Source organism: Oculatella sp. FACHB-28, from assembly GCF_014696015.1.
Classification (GTDB): domain Bacteria; phylum Cyanobacteriota; class Cyanobacteriia; order Elainellales; family Elainellaceae; genus JAAUTN01.
On record NZ_JACJPJ010000048.1, the window covers coordinates 39682 to 64956 of the forward strand.

General features: G+C 50.4%; 21 protein-coding genes and 1 pseudogene. 9 read left to right on the forward strand and 13 right to left on the reverse strand.

From position 1 onward, the window contains the following. Positions 1–5439 carry a CHAT domain-containing protein gene (locus tag H6F88_RS09580; RefSeq protein ID WP_190642527.1) on the reverse strand — a complete coding sequence of 1813 codons (5439 nt, stop codon included), beginning with the start codon at positions 5437–5439 and terminating at the stop codon, positions 1–3. A 97-nt stretch (positions 5440–5536) separates the two neighbouring features. Continuing rightward, positions 5537–5704 (reverse strand): hypothetical protein, encoded by a 168-nt coding sequence (locus H6F88_RS09585; protein WP_190642528.1) that lies wholly within the window; start codon positions 5702–5704, stop codon positions 5537–5539. Positions 5705–5987: 283 nt separating this feature from the next. On the opposite strand from H6F88_RS09585, the gene H6F88_RS09590 reads away from it, so the two are divergent. The 4 genes from H6F88_RS09590 (at position 5988) to H6F88_RS09605 (ending at position 8997) form a co-directional block, all read left to right on the forward strand. Beyond that, positions 5988–6182, forward strand: a complete 195-nt coding sequence (locus H6F88_RS09590) for a DUF2795 domain-containing protein (RefSeq protein ID WP_190642529.1) — start codon at positions 5988–5990, stop codon at positions 6180–6182. A gap of 300 nt (positions 6183–6482) precedes the next feature. Continuing rightward, a complete protein-coding gene (locus tag H6F88_RS09595) occupies positions 6483–6989 on the forward strand; it encodes a hypothetical protein (protein WP_190642530.1) in 507 nt (168 codons plus the stop codon). A gap of 59 nt (positions 6990–7048) precedes the next feature. Further along, entirely contained in the window at positions 7049–8107 is a 1059-nt protein-coding gene (locus H6F88_RS09600; protein WP_190642531.1) for a folate-binding protein YgfZ, read from the forward strand. Between the two features lie 185 nt (positions 8108–8292). Further along, positions 8293–8997: a tetratricopeptide repeat protein gene (locus H6F88_RS09605; protein WP_190642532.1), complete on the forward strand. Its 705-nt coding sequence runs from the start codon at positions 8293–8295 to the stop codon at positions 8995–8997. 13 nt (positions 8998–9010) lie between these two features. Here the strand turns inward: H6F88_RS09605 and H6F88_RS09610 are convergent, their stop codons facing one another. Beyond that, positions 9011–9295, reverse strand: coding sequence for a (2Fe-2S) ferredoxin domain-containing protein (locus tag H6F88_RS09610; RefSeq protein ID WP_190642533.1), 285 nt, complete (start codon positions 9293–9295; stop codon positions 9011–9013). 13 nt (positions 9296–9308) lie between these two features. Beyond that, positions 9309–10277, reverse strand: coding sequence for a cysteine synthase A (locus tag H6F88_RS09615; protein ID WP_190642534.1), 969 nt, complete (start codon positions 10275–10277; stop codon positions 9309–9311). A gap of 166 nt (positions 10278–10443) precedes the next feature. Between H6F88_RS09615 and H6F88_RS09620 the strand changes: the two are divergent. After that, positions 10444–11198 (forward strand): annotated as a pseudogene (locus H6F88_RS09620) (Uma2 family endonuclease). 1 nt (position 11199) lies between these two features. On the opposite strand, the gene trxA reads toward H6F88_RS09620, so the two are convergent. The 6 genes from trxA to H6F88_RS09645 form a co-directional block, all read right to left on the reverse strand. Further along, on the reverse strand, positions 11200–11520 hold the full coding sequence (gene trxA / locus H6F88_RS09625) for a thioredoxin (protein ID WP_190642556.1): 321 nt from the start codon (positions 11518–11520) through the stop codon (positions 11200–11202). 81 nt (positions 11521–11601) lie between these two features. Further along, complete coding sequence (locus H6F88_RS09630) at positions 11602–12441, reverse strand: alpha/beta hydrolase (RefSeq protein WP_190642535.1); 840 nt, start codon at positions 12439–12441, stop codon at positions 11602–11604. Between the two features lie 104 nt (positions 12442–12545). Further along, positions 12546–13457: a DUF5996 family protein gene (locus H6F88_RS09635; RefSeq protein ID WP_190642536.1), complete on the reverse strand. Its 912-nt coding sequence runs from the start codon at positions 13455–13457 to the stop codon at positions 12546–12548. 33 nt (positions 13458–13490) lie between these two features. Next, positions 13491–14462: a hypothetical protein gene (locus H6F88_RS09640; RefSeq protein WP_242050480.1), complete on the reverse strand. Its 972-nt coding sequence runs from the start codon at positions 14460–14462 to the stop codon at positions 13491–13493. Between the two features lie 32 nt (positions 14463–14494). Next, on the reverse strand, positions 14495–14698 hold the full coding sequence (locus H6F88_RS32610; RefSeq protein ID WP_199333531.1) for a hypothetical protein: 204 nt from the start codon (positions 14696–14698) through the stop codon (positions 14495–14497). A gap of 206 nt (positions 14699–14904) precedes the next feature. Then, entirely contained in the window at positions 14905–16221 is a 1317-nt protein-coding gene (locus H6F88_RS09645; RefSeq protein ID WP_190642537.1) for a D-alanyl-D-alanine carboxypeptidase, read from the reverse strand. Positions 16222–16340: 119 nt separating this feature from the next. On the opposite strand from H6F88_RS09645, the gene H6F88_RS09650 reads away from it, so the two are divergent. Beyond that, the gene (locus H6F88_RS09650) at positions 16341–17003 is read left to right on the forward strand and encodes a cofactor assembly of complex C subunit B (protein ID WP_190642538.1); all 663 of its coding nucleotides are present in this window, start codon (positions 16341–16343) and stop codon (positions 17001–17003) included. Positions 17004–17174: 171 nt separating this feature from the next. Next, complete coding sequence (locus H6F88_RS09655; RefSeq protein ID WP_190642539.1) at positions 17175–17690, forward strand: DUF456 family protein; 516 nt, start codon at positions 17175–17177, stop codon at positions 17688–17690. A gap of 22 nt (positions 17691–17712) precedes the next feature. Here the strand turns inward: H6F88_RS09655 and H6F88_RS09660 are convergent, their stop codons facing one another. Further along, positions 17713–18747, reverse strand: coding sequence for a PfkB family carbohydrate kinase (locus tag H6F88_RS09660; RefSeq protein ID WP_190642540.1), 1035 nt, complete (start codon positions 18745–18747; stop codon positions 17713–17715). Positions 18748–18905: 158 nt separating this feature from the next. Next, positions 18906–20126: an acetamidase/formamidase family protein gene (locus H6F88_RS09665; RefSeq protein ID WP_347277684.1), complete on the reverse strand. Its 1221-nt coding sequence runs from the start codon at positions 20124–20126 to the stop codon at positions 18906–18908. A 375-nt stretch (positions 20127–20501) separates the two neighbouring features. Here H6F88_RS09665 and H6F88_RS09670 point away from each other — a divergent pair, with 375 nt between their 5' ends. Next, positions 20502–21176, forward strand: coding sequence for a response regulator transcription factor (locus H6F88_RS09670; protein ID WP_190642541.1), 675 nt, complete (start codon positions 20502–20504; stop codon positions 21174–21176). Positions 21177–21189: 13 nt separating this feature from the next. Here the strand turns inward: H6F88_RS09670 and H6F88_RS09675 are convergent, their stop codons facing one another. After that, complete coding sequence (locus H6F88_RS09675; RefSeq protein ID WP_347277685.1) at positions 21190–23364, reverse strand: ATP-dependent RecD-like DNA helicase; 2175 nt, start codon at positions 23362–23364, stop codon at positions 21190–21192. Positions 23365–23601: 237 nt separating this feature from the next. On the opposite strand from H6F88_RS09675, the gene H6F88_RS09680 reads away from it, so the two are divergent. Continuing rightward, complete coding sequence (locus H6F88_RS09680; RefSeq protein WP_190642543.1) at positions 23602–25266, forward strand: adenylate/guanylate cyclase domain-containing protein; 1665 nt, start codon at positions 23602–23604, stop codon at positions 25264–25266. The last annotated feature ends 9 nt before the right edge of the window (positions 25267–25275 follow it).

Consider the following 25275-nt stretch of genomic DNA (forward strand, 5'->3'; position numbering starts at 1 on the left):
TCACCAAGGGCTGCCAATCAGCGTAAACGCTGCCCAGTAGAAGGGGTGAGACAAGTCCTGGGTTTCATTTCTCACTACCCCATCCGGCAGAAGAATAGCGCCTGAGCGAGAGGTGTAGATTTCGCCATCCTGCAGTCGGACTTCGCCGTTGAGCATAGCAATCTGGGTCTGACGCAGTGCTTCTGCTTTAATTGGAACCTCGCGTAACTGTCCATAAAACTCGGTCATCAGGGCCAATGTTCCCTCATCACTGACGTACCAGAGGCTAGCCAGTGCTGACTTCACGCCTGCCTGTACTGCTAATCCGGCAAAGCCCAGCTCAGCTTGCTCGTCCCCTAGCGCCGTCCGACAGGCACTCAAGACCAGCAATTCCAAAGGAGGATTGCTCAGCCCGAGCTGGCGGATTTCGTCCAGCCGCAATTTCTGATTCCAGAACTGGATGTACGACTCGCCCAGTCCACCGGATCTAAATTCTCCGTGGGTTGCCAGATGCAGAATGCCGAAGGGACGCTGTTCTCGCTGCTGTCTAAGATTTTGTACCGTGAAGTCAGCATTGAGCAAAATCTCGCCCGGCCAAAGGTTTGGAACAATGGTTCGGAGTTCGGTTGGCACAGCGGGCAGAGGGAGTTGGTCGCTAAACTCAGAGGCACCCATCGCCAGAACTTCTAGGCTTCGCATATTGGTGTAGCGGGTGTCGGTGAGACTCAGGCTGGGCATTAACCCGACGCTGTATTTTTCGACCAGAAACTGATCGCCGTCATGCAGTGCCGCCAGAGGAATGAAGCGTAATCCTGTATCCAAAATAAAGGAAAGGTTTTCAATTTCCTCAGCCTGCAAGTCTTGCTCCAGGGGAGCGATGAGCCACTGGTAAAGTTGCTGAGCGGGGGGCAGATAGCCCGTTCCTAGCAGGCGAGGATCTGTGATTTGGCTGACTAGTTTGCGTCTGGCTTGTTCGACCTCGGCACGGGTTACGCCTGCCAGTCGCTTACGAATCGGTTCTCCACTTGAGGTGATGAGCAACAGTTCTAGTTCGTCAGTGGGCTGAGGTTGGAATGAGAGGGCAACGCTTTCATCCTGGCTCGACTGTCGTCCTAAATATTGCTCAAACTGCTGGCTGGCAGTTGCTTCTCGCTCGGCAAAGCCGGAGTTAAAGGTGCTTTCCACGGGAACAAAGCCGACGTAGATCAGCGCTGGTTTTACACCAGTTTCCTGCTGAATGTCTAGCAAGGTATTGCGAGCTGTTACCAGAGGTTGTGGGGTCGTAGGACTACTGCCCGTGTTGGAGTCGGGCTCGGATTGTGGCTCAGGCGTGGGGCGTTCGCAATTCACCTGACATTCAGGTCGCGGAATGATCGGGTTGCCAATACCAGGTTCATCGGGATCTTCTCTACCATCAGGACCATCAGGATCACCCGGATCAACACCAGGGTCCTCAAAATCAGTAATGATTCGAATATTTCCGACCGTGACGCTACCTCGAAAAGATCGGTTAGGCGGAGAAGAAATGGCAGAATCACCGCTGGTAATGGTTCCAGCTGTGCCATTGGTGGTACCGTCGCCGACGATGAAGGGAGTTTCTCCATTACCGCCATGCCGAATGGTGATGTCGCCGCCACCAGCTCCGCCAGAACTGAGAATGCTGACTCCCTCAGAATTGCCTTCTACTAGACCAGTTGCGCGAAAGAATCTCTCGGTCGTGATGTCAACCTGACCACCGCGTCCAAGCTGGCTAGAAGTGTTGATGGAGGTAACTTGAATATCGCCTGTAGGGTCAAGGGTGACACTGCCACCGTCGCCTGTGGTACCCGTTGCGGTGATCGCTCCCGTCGTAATCTCCGTGATGGCGTTGACCGAAATATTGCCGCCGCTGGTACCAGAACTGTTGAGGTTACCTGTCGTAATGGCAGTATCTGAGAAGAGACTAATTGCACCCCCCGCACCTGTACTGTTGCTGGTATCCAAGGCGGCTGTATTGATCTGACTGCCGTCCAGCAGAATACTGCCGCCGCTGGTCGTGACTGGTCCGGAGAAGGCGATCGCTCCCTCGCTCATCGTGCTCAAACTGCCGCCGCCGGTCGTGATCGCTCCCGTCGTAATCTCCGTGATGGCGTTGACCGAAATATTGCCGCCGCTAGTGCCAGAACTGTTGAGGTCGCCCGTGGTAATTGCAGTATCCGAGAGGAGGCTAACTGCACCCCCTGTACCTGTAATGTTGCTGGCATCTAAAGCGGCTGTGTTGATCTGGTTGCCGTCCAGCAGAATACTGCCGCCGCTGGTCGTGACTGGGCTGGAGAAGGCAATCGCCCCCTCGCTCGTCGTGCTCAAACTGCCGCCGCCGGTCGTGATCGCCTCTGTAAAGCTCACATCCCCCTGACTGGTCACCAGAAAAATTCCACCGCCTGTACTGATCGGGGCAGATACTGAAGTGGTCGCTTCACTGGTTAGGGTAAAGTCGCCGCTATTTGTGGCGATCGCCCCCGAAAGCAGAATTTCTCCAACGCTATCGATTGTAAAATCACCACCATCAGTATTGATTGGGCTGGAGACCGAGGTAGTACCACCACTCTCAATCCGAAAATTGCCGCTTCCTGTACTGACGGAGCCAAGAACTAAGGTTGCGCCTGAATTGAGGATAGTAAAGTCGCCACCGACGGTTTGCACTGCGCCAGAAAATGTCGTGCTGCCATTGCCGTTGATGGTGAAGTTGCCGCCGTCAGTGATGATATTGCCCGTCAGGTTAATGTCACCGCTGGGAAACAGACTAAAGCCGCCGCCATTGGTATCGAGGTTTTCGGGCAGCAGGACACTGCTGGGGCGAGTCACTCCACCAATGACAATTTCGCCGCCCGTGGACGACAGCCCGTTTCTCAGGTCAACCTCACCGGGCGTGTCAATCGTTAGAGCATTGGTTCCAGGTGCCGCACCAAACGAGAGTGGTCCAGTGGTGATGTTGCCCGCGGCTGTGAGGGCGATCGCCCCTCCTGCTCCACCCGTTAGATTTGTCGTGACGGTGCCAGCGCTGGTATCAATCCCTCCGGTTGTGCTGCTGATCGTGATTCCCTGACCTGCCGTAGCAATATTGCCCGTGACCACATTTTGATCTGCCCGTAGTGTCACGCTGGCATTCCCCTGCCCGGTGATGGTGCCGCCTGTAGTGTTGATCGAGCCACCCGTTCCGGTTGCTTGCAGCGTTACAGGATCATTAAAGGTGAGATCACCAAGCAAATTAACTTGCCCACTGCCGTCAGCCCGTCCAATTGTGATGCTGTCAAATCCATCCTGGAATACAGCCAACTCTGTAGCGAACAGATCAAGGAACAGTGGACCTCCAGCCGCATTTCCTCCTACTTGAATCGTATATTCGGGATTGGCGGTCTGAAGCAACACCGAACCCGTCCCTAAAATTGTGCTGTTGGGCAAGTCGATCGCATCTGCCGTGACGATCAGGTTGCCATCGCCCAGTTGTAGCGTAGCCCCATTGATGATGACTGCCGTACCAGCGTTAGGACTAGCTAGCTCCAGGGTGCCATTGCCCGTTAACGAGAAGGTGCCATTGGTGAGTGAAACCCCATTTTGAAAACTGGTACCTGTGAAAGTAATCCTGCTGGCATCGGATGAAACATTCCCCGATAGCTCTACCCCGCCCAGAGTTTGGTCGTTGCTACCGCTACCGACGATTGTGCCACCACCCGTATCAAGCCGTCCGTTGGGTTGAACTCGCAACGTACCCACACCGCTGTTGTCACTGTCAGCAGTTAAAACCAGGTTGAGCAAATCGCTACCCGCTACGCTGTCAAAAATTTCTGCGTTGATGTTGATGTCGTTTGCAGCTTGCAGCGTCAGGGTATTGCTGCCTGTTCCATTAAAGTCCAGTGCTGTTTGCAAGGTAATGTTGCCGACCTGTGCGCCTGCCGTTCCGGTGGAGACGATCACGTTTGTGCCCCCGGTGAGGGCAGCAATCAGGTCATCTACGTCTAGCACTGCGTTGTCATCGATCGCCGCAAACGGATCGTTCACCGTATCAACGCCATCAGTTGGCGCATCAACAATCGTGATGTTGTAAGGATCGATTAGCCAGGTTCCAGCCAAGCCATAGCGGGCAGAGACATCCGGTGCGCCATTCACGTCCAAAAAGCCGCGGCTGCTGGTTTCTACCAGACCACCATTTCCACGCCGTACCCCACCTCTAGCACTCAAGCTGCCATAAACCCGCGTGGTGTCCTCTGACCAAACGATAATGCGACCACCATTTCCTCGCCTGAGCGCATCCGCGTTGAGAGTAGAGTTTTCGTCTACAAAGGTGACGCTGGCATTGGGAACGCTGCCTTCTCCCTGATAGTCACCGCCCACGCGAATGGTGCCGCCGCTATTGCCAAAGGCATTCAGAGTGGCATCGAGAAGAGCGACGCGATCGCCCAGAACGTTAATTTCAGGGAGTTGGGGGTTAGGGTTTGGCGATTGGCGGGAAGCATTGAGGGTGCCGGAGGCGATCGCCGTTCCCGGTTCGGTGGAAAGGGATAAGTTAGAACCCGTCAGGCTAACAGTGCCATCCCGATTCACGGTCACCCCAGTCGCGTGCTCCACATTTCCTGCTGTCAATAGCTCTGGCAACGACAGTGGCGTAAACGGTAACCCTAATCGCCCTCCAACCTGTGTCCCAATTGTCTCCAGGTCCAAGCTAAGCAGCCTCCCCTCCTGGCTAATTCGTACCAGATTTTCTCCAGGTACAGCCGCAACGGTGATCTGTCCGCCTGGTGAAGTTAGAATGCCCGTGTTGATCACGGTGCCACCTAGCAGGGTAAGCTGTTGCCCTTCACCAACTCGGAGATTTCCGGCATTCAAAATTGAGCCGGGCTGGGTGCTGGTAAAAGCAAAGGAACTAGGATTACTTACTAAGGAAGCGTAATTGTTGTCGGCGATCGCACTAAACCAGCGATTGCCAAACCCAATTCCGTCTGCTGTCGTTGCGGTAAAGGAACCTGGCACGTCTAACCGCGCGCTTGCTCCAAAAATAATTCCAGCAGGATTGATCAGATACAGGTTAGAGTCACCACCTGTTACTTGAATCAAGCCATGAATGATAGACGCATCCCCCCCGGTAATGCGCCCTAGAATGTTTTGAATCTGAGAATTAGTCAGAAAATTGGCAGTTTGATCAGCATCCAATCCAAACTGATCAAAGCTGTGAAACAAATTTTCCCCATCGCGAGAAAGTGCGCCACCATTTATGATGTAGCGATCGCCATCCCGGGTTACTCGTGTTCCTGCACCATCTTGAGCAGACGTGACCTGAGCCAGAGCCTGACTGGTGCCAACAAGTCCTGCGAGCGGAAGGCTTGCTAACAGCAGAACGATTCCTCGAATTACTCGGCTAATCACGGGTAATGTACTTTCCTTCTGATTGGGTAGCGCCCATCCAAGATAAGCTTGACCGTTCAAAACTCAAGCTCTTTCAGGCATCCCCATCATAAAACTTTAAATTTGGAATGCGTGGCAATCCCCCCCACCCCCTTCTCGCTCGATTTTCATCAGATTCTCAACCCTCAGCCTCACCCCGGATAAAGCTCTGTACCACTGTCCACACAGCCCAGAGCAGCGTTGGCACAAATAAAGCAAGCATCAACAGTGCCAGCGCTGAAAAGGGAGATAACACGCTCAGCAACACTAACGCTAAAACCAAAACCATTAAAACAGATGGATTCATTGCTCTACTCAATTACTGCAAAAAACTATGACTTCACCCTAAAAAGAACCGCACTCATCAGCCTCTAACATTGGGGGAGTTTTTTGAGATCTCATCTTTCAGTAAAAGAAATACTTTTCTGATACTTCTTTCCAGTACTGAACCTTGAAATTTGCCTCCACCTTCAGGCAGAGCAAATGGGGGTTGAAGCTGGTTCTTGAGTGTGAGGTTCTGGCGTAACCGACCAGTCTACGATCTGATCTGGTTATCGCTTCAATTACTTCATTTAAAGGGAGTTTTAAAAATGGCTTCTGTCAACCCAATTCAATTACAAAAGCACCTCAAAGGGATCGATTATCCAGTCGATAAAGAGAACCTAATCAAACATGCTAAAGGGCATGGAGCAGATGACAAGTTGATTTCGGTATTGAATCAATTGCCAGATAAAGAGTTTGAAACACCAGCAGATGTAAACAAAGCTGTGGGTAAAGTTGATTAGGAATGTTAGTTACTTGTTGTAGTTTATTGGTCCATCTTTTTGGATAAGACTATAAATTTCTAACACTTTGCTGATTCTCATGTAGGGGTGCAGCATTTGGGCAAAAGCTCTCGATCTACTCTTGGGTTCGCATACCGAATGCCACGCCCTACAGCAGAGAAATTATGGCAAACAAACTGTAACAGAGTTGCTATATGTTAATCCTGCTTGGGAATTGAGCTTGGATTATGAGAGTATCCTTCTAGAAAAATTCTCGCCGAATTATTCTGAATTGTTTTTATCTACTGTCCTGCTAAAGTAATGCCAAAATTTGCCAATCCTGAAACATGGCAACAGGCTGAGCTATTAATGCAGCCTGCTTTTATTCGGGTCATCGACAATATTCGCAAACAGCTAGAGCAGTCTTCCTGGAAAGGCACCTATCGAGATGTGCAGGTTTGGGCTGAGGGAATTCCCGAAGAAACAAAGGCGATCGCCCTCCACCTCCAGCAACAGCTCGCTGATGCCACACCTGAACAAGCTGCTGATATCGAAGAACAGTTAGCTCGATTGCCTCAACCTTACCCTGGCTACGAACTCTGTCTACAAAAGCACGATCATCAGATCAATGTCGATCTGTGGCAACTGTGTTATCAGATCTGTTTTCGAAATTATGCTCAGTTGGAGTCAGGCGAAACTGAAGTCGTTGAAATTGATACTAACCTGATCGACGAGACAGGCGATGTAGATTGGCAGCAGTTGGACGCAAAAGCACAGCAGTTTGTTGGACGGGTTTTTGACGAGTTGTCTGCGATCGTCAACTCATAAGGGTCCGAACTCGGTAAGATCCGGACAGATAGTTTGACCGCAGGCGCAAGAAAAGCAGCATGAATCAGGAATTACGAAACCTCCAGGCAGCAGCAGGTGCAGTATTTGTTGAGGTTGCAGGGACTTCCGTTCCGAGTAGCTTTGGCAACGAAGCAGCAGCACTTCAGGCAGCACAAACGGGCGTGGCAGTATGCGATCGCTCCCACTGGGGACGTATTCTAGTTTCTGGTGATGACCGCATTCGCTTTCTGCACAACCAGACCACCAACGATTTCAATCGTCTTCAACCTGGGCAAGGTTGTGACACCGTATTTGTCACCTCTACCGGACGCACTGTCGACCTCGTAACCGCCTATGCGCTAGAGGATGTTGTGCTGCTGCTGACTTCCCCCAACCGCCGCAAATACTTGATCGAATGGATGGATCGGTTTATCTTTTTTGCTGACAAAGTAGACTTGAAGGACATCACGGACACCACTGCCGCCTTCAGTTTGCTGGGAAATGAAAGTGATGCGCTGTTGCAAAAACTTGGGCTGGATGAAGCGATTGCACAGCCTCACGCAACTCACCATCTAGTCAATCTTGCTGGGATAGAAACCCGCATCGCCACGGGTAGCGGTCTAGCAACTCCCGGATACACGCTAATTGTGAATGCCGAGCAGTCAGCGGTTCTATGGCAGCAACTCACTGAAGCAGGCGCAGTCCCGCTAGGCGAGCAGACCTGGGAACGCTTGCGAATCGAGCAGGGTCGCCCCATGCCCGATTCTGAACTCACTGAAGACTACAATCCTCTGGAAGCAGGGCTGTGGCGCACTATCTCGTTTAGCAAAGGCTGTTACATTGGGCAGGAGACGATCGCCCGCCTTGACACCTACAAAGGCGTAAAACAGCAGCTTTGGGGAGTGCGACTCAGCCAATCTGCAACTCCCGGTGAACCGCTACTGCTGGGTGAGGAGAAAGTCGGAAAACTCACCAGTCTGATTGAAACCGAGCAAGGACTGTTGGGACTAGCCTACGTTCGCACCAAAGCAGGGGGGGCAGGGCTAACGGTTAATGTTGGGGTTGGAACAGGGGAGGTTGTGGATTTGCCTTTTCTAACACGCGATCGCACTATTTAAGGGGATGGACTAAACGGGAACGGGCTAACTTTAACTCTTTGTCTTTCCAAACACTTCGATTTTATTGATGGAATTGTTAACTTGCTTCGTTTTTGAATTAGCACAGCTTTTCCGCAAGTCAACCAGGCGTTTCGAGGCGTAGTCTTATTGGAGTACAAACAAATTCCTTCAAAGCAGCGCCAACAATGTCCTTAAGCTCAACCATTCGCCGTTCAACTTGCCAACATCTGTCGTTGTTGGTTTTGGCGGTTAGCTGGCTCCCGTTGCCTGTCTGGGCCGCCTCAGCAGGTGAGTATCGGCAGCAGGGCTTAGCCTATCGGCAGCAGGAACGGTTTCCAGAGGCGATCACCGCTCTCCAAAAAGCCGTCGAACTGGAACCCCAAAACGTCTCCGGTCGAGTACTGTTAGGCTGGACACTGCACCTGGCAGGGCAAGAGACGGAAGCCGCCAATGCACTGGTGATGGCGTTTTACCTAAATCCGCAAGATGTTCCTACCCTCAATGCTTTAGGAATTGTTTACCTGGTGGGCGGCGACCTGACCGCTGCCGCTATCACTCACGCTTGGGCTGCAGCGCTTCAGCCCGATAACGAAATTGCCTATTATAACCTCAGCCTCACCTATCAGCGGATGCAGCAGCATGACTGGGCAATCGCAACTGCTACCCGTGCCGCCGAGCTAGAGCCAACGAATCCTCATCCATTGGTTGCGCTGGCGATCGCCCACTGGAGCAAAGGTGAACAACCCGAAGCAAAACAGACGTATCAGCAAGTGTTGAGTTTGGATGGGCGATTTGGCGATCGCCCCTTCCTCGACCTTGATCTAAAACGAGCTGCCTTCAGCCCTGAGCAAATTCAACTTGCAAAACAAGTCCTCTCAGAGTCAGAGTAACCTTACAACATTCCTACTGCCGATTCAGCTTGCGATAAAGCATTGCCTGAACAGGTTGTCCCTGACGAAAATGGCGTTCAACCACGGCTCGCACCTCGTCAGGATGCACTTTGGCATACCACACCTCGTCAGGCAACACCAACACCATTGGACCGTTGCCGCACTGCCCTAAACAGCTAGACGCAGTAATTGACACATCGGCGATCGGATGTGCTTCAAATGCTGCCAGAACCTTTGCAGCATTCTGCTTGCGACAGGTTTTGTTTTGGCAAATCAACACATTTCTCGTAACAGTCAAAACTCCAACCTCATCATGCCAACCCCTTCGATGCTAGCCATTCTGGGTTAAACAAGCGGGATTGATAGCGGTTACCGCCATCACAAAGAACGGTGACAATTGTGTGACCTGGGCCAAGTTGTTTGGCGATCGCCACTGCTGCGGCAACATTGATGCCAACTGAGCCCCCCATGAATAAGCCGTCTTTCTCCAAAAGCTGATAGATCACGCTTAGTGCTTCCGGATCGTGAATCTGAATTGCGTCATCAATCGGCGCGCCTTCCAAATTGGCGGTGACGCGACTGTTGCCAATTCCTTCAGTGACGGAGCTTCCTTCGATTTTGATTTCACCCTTTTTGGCATAGCTGTACAGTCCGCTGCCCATTGGGTCTGCTAAGACGCACTTAATCTCTGGATTCTTTTCTTTGAGAAACATTGAAACTCCGGCATAGGTGCCGCCTGTGCCAGTCGCGCAAGTCCAGGCATCAATTTTGCCGTTGGTTTGCTGCCAGATTTCGGGACCAGTGGTTTCGTAGTGCGATCGCCGATTTGCCAGATTGTCAAATTGGTTTGCCCAGATTGCGTTTTCCATCTCTGCTGCTAACCTGCCAGAGAGTTTCACATAGTTGTTCGGGTCACGATAAGGTACGGCCGGAACGGTTCGCACCTCTGCGCCCAGTGTTCTCAACATATCGATCTTTTCCTGCGACTGCGTATCAGGAATTACGATCAGACACTTATAACCTTTGGCATTGCAAATGTGTGCTAGCCCAATGCCCGTATTACCCGCAGTGCCTTCTACAACGGTGCCGCCTGGTTTCAACAAGCCTCGCTCTTCCGCATCCTGAATGATAAACAGAGCTGCCCGATCTTTAATCGACCCACCCGGATTGAGGAACTCGGCTTTCCCCAGGATTTCGCATCCCGTTTCTTCGCTAAAGCTGTGCAGCCGAATGAGTGGTGTGTTACCAACTGCTCCTACAAATCCATCTCTAATATCCATGCCCAAGTTCCTGAGTTCTTTTCCTGCCAAAATTCTAAAGCTTTGCCTAACGCTGTTTAATCTATCTCTACCCTAGACTTAACAGCGAACTTTGGGATGAACAGTTTTGAGTTTTGAATTTTGAGTTGGCTTAAGATGAAATTGCACCTTTTGTTGCCTGTGCCGTATGGCGATCGCCCCCACCACCAAACCAGCTCAAATTTTTTATCCCAGTTCCGACGGTGAACCTGTGGCAGAAACTTACATTCATTTCTATGCTCTGCTGGTCACGCTAGAAGTTCTCAGACAATACCTGGAGGGTCGTCAGGCAACAGTATTAGGAAACCAGTTTCTTTACTATGCTCAGGGTTTCCCTAAACTCCGGGTTGCGCCTGATGTAATGGTGATTTTTGACGTTGCTCCGGGTGGGCGGGACAACTATAAAACCTGGGAAGAAGGCAGGTGCCATCTGTCATCTTTGAAATGACTTCCAAGGGCACTCAAAATCAGGATCAGCACTTCAAGAAAACGCTATACGAACAGTTGGGCGTGCAAGAATACTGGCTGTTTGATCCGAAGGGCGAGTGGATCAAACAGCAGTTGCAGGGCTATCGCCTGCGAGGAGAGCAATATGAACCGATCACGGATGGTCGCAGCGAACCACTACAGCTTCGCGTAGAAGTTGATGGGCAATTGCTCGCTTTTTATCGGGAGGACACAGGCAACAAACTGCTGATTCCTGGTGAATTGGCTCAAGCTTTGCAAGAGGAAATTGCGGCAAGGCAACAAGCTGAAGAACGCGCCCAAGAAGAACGCCAACGAGCTGAGGAAGAACGTCAGCGCGCTGAGCAAGCTACTTTACAGGTTGAGCAGTTGAAGCAAAGATTGCGATCGCTTGGGATTGATCCAGATGCCGACCCCGACGCGGAATCAGCAATTTAGGCTAAAGATATTTTTCGACTGCGGTTGTGAAGGTTTCATAGGGGGCAACGCCGACCAGGTTTTCTACCAGTTCGCCATCTTTGAACACCATCACTGCCGGGATACTGCGAATGCTGTATTTCTTAGCAGTTTCTTTGTTCTGGTCTAAATCAAGCTTTACAACCTTTGCCCGTCCGTCATACTCTTCAGCCAACTGATCGATCAAAGGAGCAATTTTACGGCAGGGACCACACCAGCTAGCCGTGCAGTCAACGACTACCAGCTTCTCGTCAGCCAGCAGTGTGTCAAAGTCACTGTCCTGAATATAAGCGGCGGTTCCCATGATTGTGTCCTCTGAGTTGGGGCGATCGCTAAAGCAGTTGTAGACTGCACAAACGGTCAAGTCCCCTTCACTATCCCACGTTTAGGGACGGCTCAGTGAAGTGGATTGCTCAATCAGCCGCTGAAACTCTACCAAAGCTGCTTGATGCTGCTCCTCAGCAACCCAAGTGAAATCATTGTGCCCTGCGCCCTCTACCCACAGAGAAAGCTTTGGTTCCGGTGCGGCGTCGTACAGACTTCGCCCATGCTCTACGGGAATATCTGCATCTGCCTCGCCATGCATCACCAGTACAGGGCAATTGACCTGAGCAATCCTTCGCACACTAGGGAATTTGTCAAACGGCAGGATGGGAATAGGCACCACTACTCGAAACGCAGAGGTGAATGTACTCTCCAAAATCAGTCCCGCTACCGAATGGCGAGTCGCTAGCTCAACGGCTGACCCTCCTCCCACCGATCGCCCATAAAGGATAACTTTGTCAGGAGAGACCCCAAGCTGCTGGGTGAGATACTGATAAGCCGTTTCAGCCTCTTCATAGGCATTGCGTTCGCTGGGTTTGCCGTCACTGGTGCCATAGCCGCGATAGTCATACGCAAAAACGCCAAATCCCCAGCTCTGCAAGCGAATTAACACCGGCTGGATGTCTCCCAGGTCTTCCGCATTACCGTGAATGTAGAGCAAGGTGTAATCTGCTTCTGGGTTAGGCAGGTATGTGGCTGAAATCTTCTCACTGTCACTGACGGGCAGTTTTAGAATATTTTCTGTGTCTTGATAGCTGGCAGGCTGAGGCAAGAAAATCATTCTATCTGCCACAAAAAAGACATACACCATAAAAAAGGTGTAAATGAAGACCAGCGATCGCCCCAGCCTTTTCCAACTGAGTTCTCCAATCAGCAGTTTTTGCCATTTTGATTGCGGCATGACACCCTACAGCAAAATTTGAGTAGACCGTAATTCTACACGCAAACAAGTATAAATGGATATAGGTAAAGTTAGGTGGCGATCGCTCTTATCTCGTACTGCCGCTATTTGAACCAGGTTTGCTTGAGAGCATCCTGATCCCAATTTGCTAAGGTTGCTGCTGCGCTGTAAGTGCTTTGGAGAAACGCCATCAGTGCGCGATCTGGGTCGTTAGCCTCGCGTACGGCATCAAGCGGCAAAACAAATTCTCCCAGTCCCTCATGGAAAAAGGCAGACTCAGGCTGGACGGGTGCCTTCCCAAACCCATCAGGAGCAGGATAAGCGTAAGAATAAAACGCAGGATAGCCCAATCCTGCACCCGGCCAAAATCCAGCGCTACTCACTTCCTGAGAATAGGCTTCTTTAGCAACAGCATCGGGTAAGTGAGGAACACCACCCGGATGCTCTGGTGCAGAACGCCCTGAAAAGCGTGTTACTGCCATGTCAAAGCTGCCCCAAAAGAAATGTACAGGGCTGACTTTACCCGCAAAATGAGAGCGAAACTCACGCAAGACGCGCTCGCTCTGTAGCAGCACTCGCCAGAAACGATTGGCATACTCTGCATCATAGGACTTGTGAATTTCGTCTTGTTCAAAAGGAATGGGATCAGTAACCTCATTCGGACTGGTATTGATCTTGATGGAAATATCAAGGTCAGCCAAAGCCTGCATCACTGCTCGGTAAAAGTCTGCAACAGAGCGTGGGGTCAATTTAATAATTCGTCGCTGCCCTTCGCTGGTGCTGATTTGCAGTTGATGGTCGATGAAATCAAAGTCAATTTGAAAAACACGGCTACCGTAAGGAATCGTTGTGGTCGTCAGTCCTCGCGCCGTCAGATATAGCGGCAAGTGCCAGGAATGGTTAATCCAGGGAGTTTGCACCATCCGAATCTTGCCCACAACCTGAGTCCACATATGTAAGGTCGTGTATGTGTCCTGCCAAGCATCAAGAGCCAAACTAGGCCAAAGGTCAGACATGTGATTTCAGATATAGAGGATTGGAGAAGAATTCTAGTTTGCGAGAAGTTTAACACCTTGGTGCTTGGCTGCTTCCACTTCGTAGCATTTTAGAATGAGCGATGAAAGTTTATCTAGATCGCCAACGGAGGAGATGATGACCCTTGATGCTGCATCTCCCAATGAAGCTGACATTTCTTGAACCTCAAATTCGGGTGCAAGTATTTTGACATCTTCAATAGATAGCCGAGTAACAAAACTTTTTCTTTTAGGAGACAGATAAAATCTCAGGAACCACCAAGTAGTTTTACCTGCATTCACACCAAAATAAGAAACGACATCTCTATATTTGACTTCTAATTGATAAAGCTTAGAAGTTGCTGCGATCTCCTTAACTTTCCCAAAAGCTTCTAATTCTTCTGCTGTCGTCTCTACTTTGGATTCTTCTACATCAGGCTCTTCTTCATCTTCTACTTCAGCAATGTCGTCTTGAATTGTAGGTTTGAGATCTTCATGAACATGGCTCATCTCTTGGCTAATAGAGCGAGTCATCAACTCCACTAAACTACTTTGGATTGCTTTTTTAACAATTGGCTCAAATCGTTGGATCTTCTTGTCGTTAATTTGACCTTCAATTTTGTAAGTAGGAGAGGTTTTGCTAAGCTCTTTGAGCAAGAATCTCATGAACTCCTCAGATGGGGAGCGCAATATTCCACCAACCAATTCTGCCATGCCTTTGACATAGACTAGCTCTTCGGCATGACGTTTGATTGTGCTTTCATTGAAATTATCTTTGTGGAAAAACTTTAGATTCTCTAAATCTTTTAAGTCATACTCAAGGATGTTAAAGCTGAAAAATGGCTCCTCATCCATAAGGTTAGTTGCTCGGAGATCGGTAAAGAACCGATACTCGATTCCGTTACTTACAACAGCAACTTTTGTTGCAATTAATCCATTGAAGTAACGCCTTAGTTGACCATCATAAGCTTCAGCTTTTTGACCACGCGCTTTTGCTTCAACGAGCATAACAATCGTGTCATTAATTGCTATGGCGTAATCTACCTTTTCAAATTGCCCAGCTTTTTTATGGCAAAATCTGCTACGTATTCAGGTCTAACTTCAGAAGGATCGTAGCAGTCGTAGCCAAGAGTATTGATGAAAGGCACGATAAGTGCCATTTTTGTGGCTTCTTCTCCAACAACTTGATCAGCTCGCTTGCGAACTTGATCAGAAAGTTTAGCGATTTCCTCAGTAAAACCCATTTTGCTTTGCCAACCTTTAGGGGAATTTATCTAATCAACAATACTGACTAGACTCAAAGTTCCCGCAAAGTTTACAAAGATCACCGCAGATTTTGAGGGCTTCTATAAAGCTTGCGTCAAGTTCATAACCTCTGAAAATAACTGTCTTCAATTCTTGCGTTGATACATGTTGTTTTTGTAAGCAGTTTGGCTAACTGAAAAATCTTCTACAAGATCTCATTGCGGCTCGCGGCTCCTAATTGATTGCTTTCCAAACGGCTCAGTTCTCCTGGGGTGAGCGTGGGAGGGATTGTGGATTGTGCACCCCATTGAGTAGTCAGGTTTTGCAGCAGAACGTCTTGCTGATTGCGGAGTTCGTCGAGATTCCAGCCTCGGTTGATGATGGCAAACCAGACTAGACCGCGATCGCGAGTTGAGATTGCCCCTGCCAAAGAGCTAACGTCTGCTAGCGTACCTGTTTTGACTGCCGAAGAAATGGGAATGCGGCGACCTGCCAGGGTGCCGCGATCGCGCCCAATCACCGGAAACAAGTCAGCTACATTTAGGCTTTTGGGCTGCAAGTTGCGCTGAATCGCCGTCAGCATGGCAACGACTGCCCGTGGAGAAATCCGATTTTCAACGCCTAGCCCAGAGCCGTTGATGAGCTGAATTTCTTCAATTGGCACATTTGCGGTGTCGGCACAGAGTTGCGCTACTTTCTCAGCCCCACCCAAAGAGTTTGCCAGCATTTCAGACATAACGTTGTTGCTGTAGATGTTCATTGCCTTGAGAATTTGCGACAGAGGCAATGAGCTGTGCCGAATGAGGGGTTGGGGGCTGCGGCTGTTAACTTGTTCCAACGGGGCAGCTTGCACTGAGCCTGCAACAACGACTTGAGGGCGAGGAGTGTTAGACGGCAGCATTCGATATTGATTTTCGACCTCGCCAGACCAGAGCGTAGAATTGATGCCTTGCCGCAAAAAGTTTCCGGCCATCACGGGATCGGTTTCGTAATTCATGGCGAAATCGCCCGTGATCACCAGATTCCCGGAAATGCGGTTAATACCTGCCTGATTCAAGGCATTGCCGAGGGCGATCGCCTCTTCCCACACAAACAGCGGATCGCCGCTACCCTGAACGATCAAATCGCCCTGCAACGTTCCTGCTTCAACCGTCCCAGTGGTGCTAACCAGCGTTTCAAACTGATGGTCGGGTTCCCAGGTTAAAAGCGCCGCGAGAGTTGTTGCAATTTTCGTCAGCGAGGCAGCAGGTAGGGGAACGTTTCCCTGGTTTTCTGCTAGAACTTGGTTTCCTTCCTGAATCCATACTCCCTGCTCCGTCGCGGGTAAATCCTGCTGAGTCAGTTGAGCAAGATGCTGCTGTACGACAGACTCAGCTCTTGGATCTAGTGCAAATTCAGGTTGAAGCAAAACCTGCACCTGGATCGCATCTAACCAGGTTGACCAATTAGCTGACTTGAGAGTCTGAATTTCAGCCGTATTCAGCCATGTTGAGAAAAAGTTTGAGATCAACAGCTCTAGCACGCGTCGTCTTCCTTCAAGGACTTGGAGTAAACCCGATAAAATGGGAATGGACTTAACTTCTGAGGCGTTTGTTCCAGTTTTGATTAGCTTTAGTTTTTACTATCAGCCAGACCTAATCTATGGCTAGACCTGACCAAAATCAAGTATTGCGGCAGTTGCCCATTGTGGTAGGTGTTTTGGCGGGTTCGCTATTGATGATCAATCGCCTGCTGACCCCGGCTCCGAGTGGTTTTCAGGCGCGATCGGATGCGTTGGGGATCATCGTTAGTGCCCTACTGATTCTAACGGGCTTGCTGTGGCAACAAGTGCAGCCGCGACCGCCCGAAGCCGTTGAGCTAATTGGCGAAGAAGGGTTTGAGTTAGCGCTAGATTTGCCAGATCCCGTCAAAACAGAATTAGCCTGGGCTTCGCACCTGCTGTTGACCAATACCGTGACGCGATCGCTCGTGGTCTATTATCAGGGGCGAGTGCTGCTGCGACGTGGCATCCTGGCTCCCAACTCAGAGGTTAAGCCAGGAGACATCCTAAAGCGAGTGTTGGAAAAACAGAAGCCTGTATACCTGGTGAACCTCAAAATCTATCCGGGGCGAGTCGAATTTGACTATTTGCCAGAGAATACTCAAGGAGTGATTTGTCAGCCCATCGGCAGTGAAGGGGCGCTGATTTTGGCAGCTAATGCCCCCAGAAGCTACACGCAGCAAGACGAAACCTGGATCGCTGGAATCGCCGATAAGCTGGCAGATACTCTAAGCCGATCTCCGTTAGTATCCTCTGAAGCCTAGTGACTTCGTCATTCCTTCTTATCCAGACGCGATTGTGGAAGTTCAACCCGCTTGTAGGGGCGATTCACGAATTGCCCTTACCCCAAACCCCCTGATTAAACTCTTGTCTGCATCGTTGCGTTCCCAACCAAAGTTCAACTCAAGCAAACCCACTGTGAGGAGATATTGTTAATGGCAGTTCTGTACTGGTCGTTGGTCGCGCTAATGATTGTCGGTGTGATTGGGGCAGTGGTTCCTGGCATTCCTGGAACTAGCTTGATTGTAGTGGCGATCGCCATCTGGGGTTTCGCTCAAGGATTTACAGGGCTCTGGATTCCCATCGCCGTCGCGATTACAGTGCTGCTGCTCAGCATTGGCGTTGACCTGCTGGCAACCTACTGGGGCGCAAAAAAAGCAGGAGCGAGCAAGTGGGGACAAATTGGGGCGATCGTGGGCTTGTTCCTGGGCTTCTTTGGACTGCTTCCAGCGTTGCCGTTTGGCGGCCCACTGTTGGGAATTCTGATTGGTCCGTTAGCCGGAGCCATCATCGGCGAATATCTCTATCGAAAAGACCTGAACCTGGCAGTTAAAGCCGGAGTTGGTATTGTCGTTGGCTCGCTAATTGGTAACTTGATTCAGGGCGTGCTGGCGATCGCCGTCGTCGTGGTCTTCCTTGTCTCAACCTGGCCACAAGTACAGGCATTTTGAAGCGATCCGGTTTGCAGAAATTTTAGTCAGACATCTCATCCAGCAAGTCTTGCAGTGCAGCTTTCATCTCCTCAACTGTGGTCGTAGCAGTGCCAAACTGTCGCACCACAATACTGGCTGCCAGGTTGCCCAAAACGGCTGCTTCCCAGGCAGACGCGCCGACTGTTAGAGCAATCGTGAGCGCTGCCGCCACTGTATCGCCTGCACCTGTAACATCAAATACTTCGGTGCGATTAAACGCGGGGATCACGGAATGGTTGCCATTGCGGTCAAACAGGCTCATTCCCTCCTCGCCTCTGGTAATTAGGACATGCTGTGCCCGAGTTAGCGCTAAGAGGTCACGTCCGGCTCGTTCGAGTGCTTCAGGAGAGGCGATCGCATATCCCACCGCGAGTTCTGCTTCCGGCAAGTTTGGCGTAAACAAAAAGGCTCCAGCGTAGCGATGCAATTCAGTTTGAGCATCTACCACAGTTTGAGTATGAGACAGAGCTGCCTCAATTACAGGTTGAGTTAGTCCGCCATCTCCATAATCGGAACAGACTACAGCCTGAGCATCCTTTGCCTGCTGTTGAATGTATTCTGCTAGCTGAAGTTGCAGGCTGAGATCGGGCAAGCTATCTGATTTGCGATCGATTCGCACGATCTGCTGGGTTACAGATTGCCGAGCATGACCAGAGATGCGAGTTTTGGTCACGGTGGGTCGATCCCGATCGACCAAAATTCCCTGCGTATCAATTCCTGCTGCTTCAAAAATTTGCCTTAGCGCATTTCCCTGGTCATCTTTCCCGACCAGCCCAACAGCCTTGACTTGCGTTCCTAGCTTCGCCAAATTGTAAACTGCGTTGGCTCCCCCACCCGGTACCTGCCGCGTCGTCTCATGCCGCAGGATCAGCACGGGAGCTTCCCGCGAAACTCGCTCAACTTGTCCTGTTAGAAACTCATCCAGGGTGAGATCGCCGACTACCAGGACTTGCGATCGCCCAAAATTCTCTAAAAGTTGCCAGAGTCGATCAGCCGCAGATCGGAGTTGAGCAGTGAAGTCAGCTTCTAGGGTCATAGGCGGTTGTTAGGGAGTAGGGGTTGGGGATTGGGGGTAGTCTTCTTGGAGAAACGAAATAAATCGCGTCTCCTGGACTGATGGCGATCGCCCCCTAATCTACAGGCGAATTAGGGGCGACGCATCCCCCCTAATTCCTAACCCCCAATCCCTAATCCCTAATTTCCTTGGGTTAGTGGTGCAAATAGCTCCTTAGGAATCACTCCGTGAATTCCTTTGACGATATCGACAACCTGAGAAACCTCAAAGTCGATTGCTGCACTGCCAAAGAGAAGCGCGTCTGGCTTAGTCAAGCCATATTCCTCATTGGTGATTCGTAGATACTCACGCACCGACTTTTTCATTGCCTCATCCAAGTCTTGGTCAAGACCGACCGCAATCCAGGCATCTTCGGTTTCACCGACTGGCGCTTCTAGCGTCATACCTTTATGAACAATGAGCTCAAAGGTAGGCGTGAGAGAGCATTCGATCGCTGTCAGCGCAACCTCTCCATTACCCTGAGCACAATGAGGATCGCCAGAATAAAACAGCGCTCCGGGCACTTGAACGGGTAAATAAAGGCTGCTGCCTACTCCCAAAAGCTTAATATCTACGTTGCCGCCGTATAAACCGGGCGGAACTGAATTGACCGCATCTTCAGGATCAGCCGGAACAACGCCCATCAGTCCCATAAACGGCTTCAGCGGAATGTTTAAGTTAGGTAGTCCATTCGCTGGTCTAAAGATACCGATGTCATTCTCGCGGTCAATGGGAATGACTTTGGTGTAGATCGGTTCGCCATTCTCAGGATATTCTCCCGGTAATGAGCCTCTGCCATGACGGTTAGAAATTACACCGTAGGGTACGCGGTAATCAATGTTGAGGGTCTTGATTTCCAGCACATCTCCTGGTTCTGCCCCTTCTACATAGATGGGACCAGTGATCACATGGGGACCAGGTCCAGTTTTCTCGACCTCTGCTTTGATCTGCAACTGGTCAGGCAAAATATCTGATTCAGCAATACCACTACCTGTGAGAAATTCGATGGTGTCGCCTTGGTCAGCCAAAATGCCTTCGTGAGAAACAGTTTGCATAACCAAGCGATCGCCCGACTGCACTCGCAAAATCGGCTCACTGTCTGGCTTAAACAGTTCTCCCCAAATCACGTTTTCAGGAGTAGACAAGACCTCATAGGTCTGACCAGTTGCCGTTGCTGGAGAAGGAAACACGCCCCCTACAATTGCCCACAGAGAGAGAGCGATCGCCGCAGTCACACCTGCGGTCAATCTCAACCTGCGAAACCGGCGACTGCGTCCTCTAATTGTTTCAGTGACCAAGCTGATGCCTGAACGAATCTGATCTACAGGTCGCTCTAGCCGAAAACCTTGCTTTTTTCTCACCTTTATCTCCTAGTTCGCTCCTACACCCGTGCTTAAGGAGTTTCCTCAGGGCTAGAACCTACGTGATCAAGACGCAAAACCGGACAAAGGGAACAGTAGATGCTTTAGATTTCTTAGTTTTACGTATGAATACGCAAGGCCGAGCTTGGAAGCTCCTTAAATTCCGGTAGATGGCATTAGTGAACAGGTTTTCAGGAATGAATTTTGTAGCATATGCTACAAAATTCATTCCTGGTTATGCCAAAAGTAGTACTCTAATCCTGACTCTCACTCTAAAATGTATCCTTTAACACAACGCCTACCTACGACACAAGGGAATCTAAATTTTACGAGATCCAAGAACTGCTTACTGATAGCGCTGGGTCGGTTGTGCGTATGCGAATTTTGCTTGTTGAAGATGATGCCAGGTTAGGCGAAGCGCTCTCAGAGGCGCTGACTGACCAATGCTATGTTGTAGATGTTGCTAAGGATGGGGAAAAAGGTTGGCAGCAGGTGACAACCTTGCCCTATGACCTGATTTTGCTGGACGTAACGTTGCCCAAGCTGGATGGCATGAGCCTCTGCCAACGTCTGCGAACTCAAGGCTATCACCAACCGCTGATGATGATCACCGCCCGTGACACTAGCGCTGACAAAATTGCTGGACTGGATGCGGGAGCCGACGACTATGTGGTAAAACCGTTTGACCTGCCAGAACTGTTGGCTCGAATTCGTGCCCTCCTGCGTCGCGGCAGTTCTGGTTCCTCTCCAGGAATGCAGTGGGGCAGTTTGCAGCTAAACCCCAGTACCTATGAGGTGCAGTATGGCGATCGCCCCCTCCGGCTCACCCCCAAAGAGTTCTCTATTTTAGAATTGCTCGTCCGCAACGGTCGCCGCGTTCTTAGTCGGTCCGCGGTGATTGAGCACATTTGGTCTTTGCAGGAGCCACCCGAAGAAGACACGGTCAAGGCACATATCAAAAGTTTGCGCCAAAAGCTAAGAGTCTCTGGCGCGCCTGAAGACCTGATTGAGACGGTGCATGGCTTGGGATATCGGCTAAAGCAGATTTAGTCGATATCTATTCCTAAAAGTCCAGATGTCCGCTCAGGCGTTTCTCTAAAAGCGTGTATCGCTGCTGGTCTTTGACCTGCCGGACGGCAAGGGCGATCGCCTTTTGTGGTCCCACCAAAATTGCCAGTTTCTTGGCACGAGTCAGTCCGGTGTAAATCAGGTTGCGGCTCAGCATCAAGTAGTGCTGCATATAGAGCGGCAGAATCACCACCGGATACTCACTTCCCTGGCTTTTGTGAATGGTGACTGACCAGGCTAAAGTAATTTCGTTCAAGTCGGCGTAGTCATAACTCACGATCCTTTCTGCGAATTGCACGCTCACTTCTTGTTCTTCTGGATCGATCGCCGTAATCACTCCTAAATCTCCGTTGAATACTTCGCGATCGTAGTCATTCACTTTTTGGATGATGCGATCGCCCACCCTCAAAATCATTCCACCCCGCTCAATCTGTGCCTTTGTGGAACTGGGCGGATTAATTAAAGATTGCAGTACACCATTCAAGTTGCGCGTCCCGACTTCCCCGCGTGTCATCGGACATAACACCTGTACATCTCGCGCCACATCAAAGCCCAATTGCGGAATCAGATCGGTGATCAAATCATGGATTGCCTGAATTCCGGGCTGTGGCTCTGGTGCGCCTAACCACAAACAGTCCGATTCAGGCACATTAGACACAGGCTCCAGTTGAGGGAACTGACCCTGATTAATTCGGTGAGCATTACTCACGATCTGACTAGTTTGAGCCTGACGAAAAACTTGTGTCAGTCGCACCACCGGAATTTTTTCTGACGCAATCAAATCCTGCAAAACCGCACCCGGTCCGACGCTGGGCAACTGGTCAATGTCTCCCACGAGTAACAGTTGAGCATCTAGAGGAACGGCTTTGAATAGAGAATTTGCCAGAAACAAGTCCAGCATGGAAGCTTCATCCACAACAATCCCCTGCGCTGGAATCGGATATTCCTGATCGCGCTTAAACTTCATCGTTTTGGGGTCAAATTCCAATAAACGGTGAATCGTTTTGGCAGGTTGTCCGGTCATTTCACTTAGTCGTTGGGCTGCCCGTCCCGTGGGAGACGCAAGAGCGATCGCCTTTCCCATTGCCCTCCACAGCGCCACAATGGTGCGCGTTGTAAACGTTTTGCCGCAGCCCGGTCCACCCGTGAGAATCAACACGCGCTGAGCAGCAGCCATTTCGACCGCGTGGCGCTGCTGGTCTGAAAGCTGTAAGCCAGTTTTTTCGGTGAAGCGATCGATCCAGCGCTGTACTCGTGGCAGATCTACGGTGAGGGGTTGATTCAGCAGTTGTTGCGATCGCTCTGCCAGTTTCTTCTCTGCCCCAAAAAAAGGAGGAGCATAATAAACTCGTGTTTCTGTGTCGGGTATCTCTTCCTCAACCAGTTCTCCATCACTCACCATCAGTTGAATGATAGATGATACCTGTGTTGGTTCAGGTCGGTGATCGTCTATTTCCAGACGTTTCACCACTCGATTCACTAAATCATCTTTGGGTAAAAAACAGTGCCCTTCTTCAGAGGCTTCTGTTAATACATGGAGAGTGCCGCTGCGATAGCGAAACTCTGAATTAGGCGCAATTCCTAAGTTACGGGCGATCGCATCCGCCGTGACAAAGCCAATACCATATACATCCGTCGCCAGTTGGTAAGGATTGCCGGTTACCGTGGCGATCGACTCATCTCCATACTGCTTATAAATCTTCACCGCATACGTGGTCGAAACTCCGTGCCCTTGCAGAAACAGCATCACCTCTTTGATTGCCTTCTGCGTTTCCCAAGCCGCTTGAATTAACTTAACTCGCTTCTTGGCAATTCCCGGAACTTCTGCCAGACGCTCTATCTGATGTTCAATCACCTCCAAAGTTTCCAGTCCAAAGTGTGCCACAATGCGTTTAGCTGTCACCGGACCGACCCCTTTGATCAAGCCACTGCCCAAATACTTTTCAAGTCCTGTGAGCGTCGCAGGTTTGGTTTCTCGGTACTGAACAACCTGAAACTGTTGCCCATATTTAGGATGCTCTCGCCAGGTACCGTGAAGCTGTAAAGTCTGTCCTGCCTGAATATTGGCAAAATTGCCAACGATCGTCACTAACTCACTGGTGCGAGGCGCTTTCAGCCGCGCTATTGTATAACCCGATTCCTGAGAATGGTAGGTCAACCGCTCCACCACCCCTTGCAGTGGCTCAATCGGTGGCGCAGCCTGAGCATTCCCCTGAGACTGGTTGGGGGGCTTCTCCGCAGCAGTTTGATATCTTCCCGATGAGTTCGACACAGTAACTGTTGGCGCTGAATACTTCTAGTGTGCCAGCTAGACGCGGCATTGGGGTTGGCTGTTCGCCAAGTTAGGTAAGTTGCAGTCTGGGTAACCTAAGGGGGTTGGGACAAACTCCTCTCTGATTTGAAGGCAATGCAGCAAAAATACAGCGCGATCGCCAGCGTCATCAAGCTCGTCGGTCGGTTTGGCAGATTCGCTAAACCGTCGTTAGAAGGTGTTACCGTTTCACCGTCTGAACTTTCTTCAAATCCGGCGATCGCCCCCTATTCTGTTCCTGACAAAGAGGAGGAAAGGCTAGATGTGCTGCGACGATATCAGATTCTTAATACTTTGCCTGAAGCAGAGTTTGACGATCTAACCGAGCTAGCAGCTTACATTTGCGGTAGCCCCATTTCCTTGCTCAGCCTTACTAGTGCCAATCAGCAGTGGTTTAAGTCCAGGGTTGGGTTAGATGCTACTAGCGCACCGAGAGAGTTTTCCTTCTGTTCCCACGCAATCCTCAACCCAGACGATTTGATGATCGTACCTAACACATTAGAGGATGAGCGATTTGTCGATAACCCACTTGTCACAGCCGACCCCAGCATTCGCTTTTATGCAGGGGCACCGCTGGTTACACCAGATGGCTTTCCCCTGGGAACGCTCTGCGTAATGGATCGGGTGCCGCGCAGCCTCACGCCAGAGCAGCAAAAGGCACTGCAAACCTTAAGCCGACAGGCGATCGCCCAGATGGAACTGCGGCTAACCGTAAAAAAACTAGAGCGGCAAATCGTTCGCTATCAGCAGGCAGAAGCAAAACTGCGGGCTTCAGATCAGCAAGTGGTGGATTTGTTGGAAGGGATGACCGACGGCTTTTTTGCGCTCGATCGCCAGGGCCGTTTTACCTTTGTCAATCGCAAAGCAGAGCAAATTTTGCAGCGATCGAGCGAAGGTCTGCTAGGCAAGGTAGTTTGGCAAGTGCTGCCCGAAATGGCGAATTCAACCTTTAAACGAGAATACACAAAAGCGGTTGACCAGCAAACCAGCGTCAGTTTTGAGGAATTTTCTCACCCCTTGGGACGCTGGATTGAAGTTCGAGCATTCCCCTCTTTTGGAGGAATTTCTGTCTTTATTCACGACATCACCGTTCGCAAAACGGTAGAGGAAGCGTTGCGCTACCAGCAGGAGCAGTCTGAACATTTGTTGCTGAACATTCTGCCCGAAGCGATCGCCGATCGACTCAAAATCGAAGAAGAAGCGATCGCGGACAGCTTTGATGAAACGACCATCTTGTTTGCTGATCTGGTTAATTTCACTCACATTTCTAGCCAGATTACTCCCCATGAACTGGTGTCTCTGTTAAACAAAATTTTCTCTGTGTTTGACCGACTCACCGAAAAATATGATTTAGAGAAAATTAAAACGATTGGAGATGCTTACCTAGTCGCCAGTGGCGTACCCGTTCCCCGCCGCGATCACGCAGAAGCCGCCGCTAATATCGCGTTAGAGATGCAGGAAGCCATTCAACAGTTCAGCACTTCTCAGGGCGATCGCCTCTCGCTTAGCATTGGCATCAATTCAGGCTCAGTTGTTGCTGGAATCATTGGCACCAAAAAGTTCTCCTATGACCTCTGGGGTGACACAGTTAACGTAGCCAGTCGAATGCAATCTCACGCGTCATCTGGCAGCATCCAGGTGACAGAAGCAACCTATGAACTGTTGCGCGATCGCTACCTGTTTGAAAAACGCGGCAAGATTGTAGTCAAAGGTAAAGGTGAGATGACGACTTATTTATTGGTTGGCAAAAAAGAGAGATAGCGTTTATCT